Annotated in this window: 5 protein-coding genes; 2 read left to right on the top strand and 3 right to left on the bottom strand. The window is 64.7% G+C overall.

Annotated features, from left to right (window positions below; all coding sequences use genetic code 11):
* Window positions 1-274: FGGY family carbohydrate kinase (locus G3O06_RS45670; protein WP_241020579.1), on the bottom strand; the 274-nt coding region annotated here is incomplete at its 3' end.
* Between the two features lie 439 nt (window positions 275-713).
* Between G3O06_RS45670 and G3O06_RS45665 the strand changes: the two genes are divergently transcribed.
* Window positions 714-2,090, top strand: coding sequence for a nucleobase:cation symporter-2 family protein (locus tag G3O06_RS45665; protein ID WP_205820014.1), 1,377 nt, complete (start codon window positions 714-716; stop codon window positions 2,088-2,090).
* A gap of 175 nt (window positions 2,091-2,265) precedes the next feature.
* Window positions 2,266-2,478 carry a hypothetical protein gene (locus tag G3O06_RS45660; RefSeq protein ID WP_205820013.1) on the top strand — a complete coding sequence of 71 codons (213 nt, stop codon included), beginning with the start codon at window positions 2,266-2,268 and terminating at the stop codon, window positions 2,476-2,478.
* 23 nt (window positions 2,479-2,501) lie between these two features.
* Here the strand turns inward: G3O06_RS45660 and G3O06_RS45655 are convergent, their stop codons facing one another.
* Together G3O06_RS45655 and G3O06_RS45650 are read right to left on the bottom strand one after the other, a co-directional pair.
* A complete protein-coding gene (locus G3O06_RS45655; RefSeq protein ID WP_205820012.1) occupies window positions 2,502-4,025 on the bottom strand; it encodes an efflux transporter outer membrane subunit in 1,524 nt (507 codons plus the stop codon).
* Window positions 4,025-7,070 (bottom strand): efflux RND transporter permease subunit (locus G3O06_RS45650; RefSeq protein WP_205820011.1); only part of this gene is annotated, 3,046 nt, incomplete at its 5' end. The genes G3O06_RS45655 and G3O06_RS45650, both read right to left, overlap by 1 nt.

Raw genomic sequence — 7,070 nt, 5'->3', positions numbered from 1 at the left:
GCCGAACCGGCTGCCCGGTCGCGTCGCTCAGCACGACGCCGTGCATCTGCCCCGAGAATCCGATCGCCGCCACCTGCGCGCGCTCGTCGGCCGGCAGCCGCGCGGCCGCGCGCACGAGCGCCTGCCACCACGTATCGGGCGCGATCTCGGCCCAGCCGGGCTGCGGCGACGACAGCGCATAAGGTTCGCTCGCGACCGCGCGCTCGACGCCGTCGGCATCGAGCGTGACGAGTTTGACGGAGCCGGTGCCGAGGTCGATTCCGAGCAGGCGCATGACGTGAGGGCGAAGTTGAATGAACGGATGTCGATGATAACGGGATCGCGATGCGCGCCCCGTTTTTTGCCGCCGCCGCGGCAGGTCTGAAACGCAGTCGGCAGCCAAGTTTCACCCGGCTGCACCTGACACGCAAAAGCGGCCGTTCGCGGGTTAACCCCGCACGATTTTTCCCAGGCACTTTTTGCCACTATGCCGCCCACCCGATACACACCATAAGGCGGCCTATATTTGACACGGGGGCCCGCATTATTTTGAAGGGCTATAAAACCGGGAAACCTCACTCCTGCGGCTGTTTCCCGATGATCGACACCCTGTTTCATGCCGAAACGGCATATCGAACCAGCAAAGAGCGGAATAGATCCCAGCACTCTTGTTGCGTGGATTCATTCCGAATAATTTCGTATCACCCCGAAAACAAGATCATGGAGTGAGACAGATGCAATCGAACACGGTCCATCCGTGCGATGAGGTGCTGCCGACCGGCAAGCTGGTAACGCTTGGCCTGCAACACGTCCTCGTCATGTACGCCGGCGCCGTCGCCGTGCCGCTTATCGTCGGCGCCGCGCTCAAGCTGCCGAAAGACCAGATCGCGTTCCTGATCAGCGCCGATCTGTTTTCGTGCGGCATCGCCACGCTGATCCAGACGCTGGGCCTGTGGATCTTCGGGATCCGCCTGCCCGTCATCATGGGCTGCACGTTCGCGGCAGTCGGCCCGATGATCGCGATCGGCACCAACCCCGGCCTCGGCATCCTCGACATCTTCGGCTCGACCATCGCGGCCGGCATCATCGGCATCGTGCTGGCGCCGATGATCGGCAAGCTGTTGCGGTTCTTCCCGCCAGTGGTCGTCGGCACCGTGATCGCGGTGATCGGGCTGTCGCTGATGGAAGTCGGCATCAACTGGGCGGCCGGCGGTGTCGGCAACCCCGAGTACGGCAGCCCCGTCTATCTCGGCTTGTCGCTGCTCGTGCTGACGCTGATCCTGCTGATCAACAAGTACGGCCGCGGCTTCATCGCGAACATCTCGGTACTGCTCGGCATCGTCTCCGGCTTCGCGATCGCATTCGCGATCGGCCGCGTGAACACGGACGGCGTGTCGCACGCACCGTGGGTCGGCTTCGTGATGCCGTTCCACTTCGGCCTGCCGCACTTCGACCCGCTGTCGATCGTGACGATGGTCACGGTGATGTTCGTCACGTTCATCGAATCGACCGGCATGTTCCTCGCGGTCGGCGACATGGTCGATCGCCCGGTCAACCAGGAGCGCCTCGTGCGCGGCCTGCGGGTCGACGGCCTCGGCACGCTGATCGGCGGCATCTTCAACTCGTTCCCGCATACGTCGTTCTCGCAGAACGTCGGGCTGATCGGCGTGACGGGCGTGAAGAGCCGCTTCGTGTGCGCCACCGGCGGCGTGATCCTCGTGCTGCTCGGCCTGTTCCCGAAGATGGCGCAGGTCGTCGCGTCGGTGCCGTCGTTCGTGCTCGGCGGTGCGGGCATCGTGATGTTCGGGATGGTGGCTGCGAACGGCATCAAGGTGCTGTCGAAGGTCGACTTCGTGAACAACACGCACAACCTGTTCATCGTCGCCGTGAGCGTCGGCATGGGCCTCGTGCCGGTCGTGTCGCCGCACTTCTTCTCGAAGCTGCCGCCCGCGCTCGCCCCGATCCTGCACAGCGGCATCCTGCTGGCATCGGCGACGGCCGTGATCCTGAACATCGTGTTCAACGGCGTGAAAGGCGAGAAGGACGCGCGCTGCGACATCCGCCGCGCCGGACACGACTTCGACGGGCGTCCCGCCGACGTGCATCACTGATCGCCACGCGCCGGACGACGGCGCGAAACAGCGGTAACGAAGAACGCCACGGCATGCCGTGGCGTTTTGCTTTGAGGGCGTCGGACCGGATGGGACGCACGGGCGATAACGCTTTGCGCGTGAAGGCTGGTCGCAGGCGCGCGGCGCGGGATACCGATTGGTCGCGCGGACTGGCGTGATTGGCGTGATTGGCGTGATTGGCGTGATTGGCGTGATTGGCGTGATTGGCGTGATCGGCGTGATCGGCGTAAGCGGAACGCGGCGCAGCATCGTCACGACAACCGTCCTCTCCCCGCTCGATTCGACAGCACAAAAGAAAACGCCACGGACTTTCATCCGTGGCGTTTTCGTTTCCGCATACAGCCGGTTCGAAGGACAAGCGCAGTAGACCGTGCCTGCCCTTCCTTGCGCTTACCCGTTCGTCGCCGCTGCCGACGCAGGCGCCGGAGCGGCCGCCTTGTCGTAGTCGACCGGTGCATCCGGCGCGCGCGGCGTTTCGCCTGCGCGCTGGACCCACCCGCCGCCCAGCGCACGGTACAGGGTAACCAGGTTCGTCCAGCGTGCCAGACGTGCGCTGATCAGCGACTGCTGCGCGCTGTACAGGTCCGTCTGCGCGGTCAGCACCGACAGGTAGCTGTCGACGCCGTTCTTGTAACGCAGGTCCGACAGGTCGTAACGTCGCTGTTGCGCGTGCTCGTTGCGCTCCAGCGCCGCGATCTGCTGGTCGTACGTGCCGCGTGCCGCCAATCCGTCAGCCACTTCGCGGAACGCCGACTGGATCGCCTTCTCGTATTGGGCGATCTCGATGCGCTTCTGCACGTGCGCAAGGTTCAGGTTCGCGATGTTCTGACCACCCTCGAAGATCGGCATCGTGATCTGCGGCGCGAACGACCACGCCGCCGTGCCGGCCTTGAACAGACCGCCGAGCGTCGGGCTCCCGGTGCCGAACGCGCCTGTCAGCGAGATCTTCGGGAAGAACGCCGCGCGGGCCGCACCGATGTTCGCATTCGCGGCCAGCAGCGACTGCTCGGCCTGCATCACGTCGGGGCGACGCGTCAGCAGGTCGGACGGAAGGCCTGCCGGCACGTCCGTCAGCAGGTTCTGCGCGTCGAGCGGCATGCCCGCCGGCAGGTCGTCCGGCAGCGGCTCGCCGATCAGCAGCACCAGCGCGTTCAACGCCTGCGCACGGTCGCGCGCCTGCGACTGCTGGCTCGCGAGCGCCGTCTCGACCACCGTCTGCGCCTGACGCAGGTCGAGCTCGGAGCCCGTGCCGTTGTCGAACTTCAGCTTCGTCAGGTTGTACGAGTCCTGCGCGGACTTCAGCGTGTCCTCCGTGACCTTCAGCAGGTCGTCGGTCGACAGCAGCGTCAGGTATTGGTCAGCCACCTGCGACACCAGCGAGATCTCCTGCGCTTGCCGCGCATAAGACGTCGACAGGTACTGCGCAAGTGCCTGGTCCTTCAGGCTCTGCACGCGGCCGAACAGGTCGAGCTCCCACGATGCCGAGAGCCCGACGTTGTAGCTGCGCGAGATCATCGGCGCGCCCGACGTCGACAGACCCTGCGGGATACGCTGGATGTTGCCCGTGCCCGTGCCGTCGAGCGTCGGGAACAGCCCCGCGCGCGTGATCTGGTACTGCGCGCGCGCCGCCTCGATGTTCAGCACCGACACGCGCAGGTCGCGGTTGTTTTTCAGCGCGATCTCGATCAGCCGCTGCAGGCGCGGATCGACGAAGAACTCGCGCCAGCCGATGGCGGTCGCCGCCTGGCCGTTCGCGCTGCGCGCGCCGGCCGCCCCCGGCTGCGTCGCATAGACGCCGCCGGCCGGGTACGCCTGTGCGACGGGCGCATCGGGCCGCTTGTAATGCGGCGCCATCGTGCAGCCCGTGGCAAAGAGCGCGACCGCGATTGCAGTCAAAGCGTGTTTTTGCATCATCACTGTCCCTTGTTGCCTTCGTCGCCGTTGCCCGGCTTCTCTTCGTGGTGCGAGTGCTCCTGAGCCAGGCGCAGCGCCTCGTCGACGTCTTCCTTCTCGCCGCTGAAGATCGCGCGGATCTTCACGAAGAACATCGGGATCATGAAGATCGCGAGGAACGTCGCCGTGATCATCCCGCCGATCACGCCCGTACCGATTGCGTGCTGGCTGGCCGAACCCGCGCCGTTGGAGATCGCGAGCGGCATCACGCCGAGAATGAACGCGAGCGACGTCATCAGGATCGGACGCAGCCGCAGGCGCGCCGCTTCCAGCGCGGCCTCGATCGGCCCCATCTTCTCCGTCACCTGGAGTTCGCGCGCGAACTCCACGATCAGGATCGCGTTCTTCGCGGACAAGCCCACGGTAGTCAGCAGGCCGACCTGGAAGAACACGTCGTTCTCGAGGCCGCGCATCGTTGCCGCAAGCAGTGCACCGATCACGCCGAGCGGCACCACCATGATCACCGAGAACGGGATCGACCAGCTTTCATACAGCGCCGCGAGACACAGGAACACGACGAGGATCGAGATCGCGTACAGGATCGGCGCCTGCGAGCCGGACTGGATTTCCTGGAACGACAGGCCGGTCCACGAGTAGCCGATACCGACCGGCAGCTTCTTCGCGAGCCCTTCCATCGCAGTCATCGCCTGACCGGTCGACTTGCCCGGTGCGGCCTGACCCTGGATTTCCATCGCCGACACACCGTTGTAGCGCTCGAGCTTCGGCGAACCGTACGTCCAGTGACCGGTCGCGAACGAACTGAACGGCACCATCCCGCCCGACCCGTTGCGCACGTACCAGATGTTCAGGTCTTCCGGCGTCATCCGGAACGGTGCGTCCGCCTGCACGTAGACCTTCTTGATCCGGCCGTCGGTATCCAGGAAGTTGTTCACGTACTTCGACGCCCATGCGATCGAGAACGTCTGGTCGATCGCATCCGCCGTCACGCCGAGCGCGTTCGCCTTCTCGCGATCGATGTCGACCTTGTACTGCGGCGTATCGTTCAGGCCGTTCGGACGCACGCCCTGCAGCGTCGGATCCTTCGAGGCCATCCCGAGCAGCTGGTTACGCGCGGCCATCAGTGCATCGTGGCCGAGACCCGCGTTGTCCGTCAGCTCGAAGTCGAAGCCGGCAGCCGTACCGAGTTCAGGAATCGACGGCGGGTTGAACGGGATCACGATCGCGTCCTTGTAGCCCGCGTAGCGCCCGAACATCCGGCCGATCAGCGCCTGCACCTTCTGGTTCGCATGCTGACGCTGCGAGTAGTCCTTCAGGCGCACGAACACGAGACCGGAGTTCTGGCCGCGGCCGGCGAAGCTGAAGCCGTTGACCGTGAACGCCGATTCGACGATTTCCTTCTCGTCCTTCAGCAGGTAGTCGGAAATGTTCGCGAGCGTCTTCGCGGTCGTTTCCTGCGTCGAGCCCGACGGCGTCTGCACGATCACGAACATCAGGCCCTGGTCTTCATCCGGCAGGAACGACTTCGGCAGGCGCACGAACAGCAGGCCGACCGCGACGATCACGACCAGGTAGATGATGAGCCAGCGGCCCGACCGCTTGATCACGTGGTGCACGCCGACGTGGTACTTGTCGCGGCTGTTGTTGAACGTGCGGTTGAACCAGCCGAAGAAGCCCTTCTTCTCTTCGTGATGCCCTTGCGGGATCGGCTTGAGGATCGTCGCGCACAGTGCCGGCGTCAGAATCAACGCGACGAGCACCGACAGCACCATCGCCGACACGATCGTCAGCGAGAACTGACGATAGATCGCGCCGACCGAGCCGCCCGAGAACGCCACCGGCACGAACACCGCCGACAGCACGAGCGCCACGCCGACGAGTGCGCCGGTGATCTGGCCCATCGCCTTGCGGGTCGCCTCCTTCGGTGACAACCCTTCTTCCGCCATCACGCGCTCGACGTTCTCCACCACCACGATCGCATCGTCCACCAGCAGGCCGATTGCGAGCACGAGGCCGAACATCGACAGCGTGTTGATCGAGAAGCCCACCATCGACATGATCGCGAACGTACCGAGCAGCACGACCGGCACCGCGATCGTCGGGATGATCGTCGCCCGCAGGTTCTGCAGGAACAGATACATCACGAGGAACACGAGCACGATACCTTCGAGCAGCGTCTTGACCACTTCCTCGATCGACAGCTTCACGAACGGCGTCGTGTCGTACGGGTACTTCACGACGAGGCCGTGCGGGAAGAACGGTGCCAGTTCGTCGATCTTGGCGCGCACGGCCTTCGCGGTCGCGAGCGCGTTCGCGTTGGTCGCGAGCTGGATACCGAGTGCCGCGGTCGGTTGACCGTTGTACTTCGTGTCGAAGTTGTAGTTTTCGCCGCCGAGTTCAATCTTCGCGACATCCTTCAGGCGAACCTGCGAGCCGTCCTGGTTGACCTTCAGCAGGATGTTGCCGAACTGCGCGGGCGTCTGCAGCAGCGTCGATTCGGTGATCGTCGCCTGCAGCATCGTGCCCGGCGTGGACGGCGTGCCGCCGATCTGGCCGCCTGCGATCTGCACGTTCTGTGCGGAGATCGCGGTCGACACGTCGACCGGCGTGAGGCCGTAGTTCGTCAGGCGGTTCGCATCGAGCCAGATCCGCATCGCGTACTGCGAGCCGAACAGCGTGACGGTACCGACGCCGTTCAACCGGCTGATCGGGTCCTTCACGTGCGACGCCACGAAGTTCGCGAGGTCGTACTTGTTCATGCTGCCGTCTTCGGAGTTGAAGGCGAGCACCAGCAAGAAGCTGCTGCTCGACTTCGTCACCGAAAGGCCGAGCTGCTGCACGACCTGCGGCAGAATCGGCGTCGCGAGCGACAGCTTGTTCTGCACCTGGACCTGTGCAATGTCGGCGTTGGTGCCCGGCGCGAAGGTCAGCGTGATCGTCGCGTTGCCCGAGTCATCGCTGGTCGACGACATGTACAGGAAGTTGTCGAGACCGCTCATCTGCTGCTCGATCACCTGCGTCACCGTGTCTTCCACCGTCTTCGCGGAA

The organism is Burkholderia sp. Ac-20345 (assembly GCF_017104825.1).
GTDB lineage: Bacteria > Pseudomonadota > Gammaproteobacteria > Burkholderiales > Burkholderiaceae > Burkholderia > Burkholderia lata_B.
Note: the sequence above shows the minus strand (reverse complement) of the source record. Positions and strands in the feature narration are given on the sequence as shown.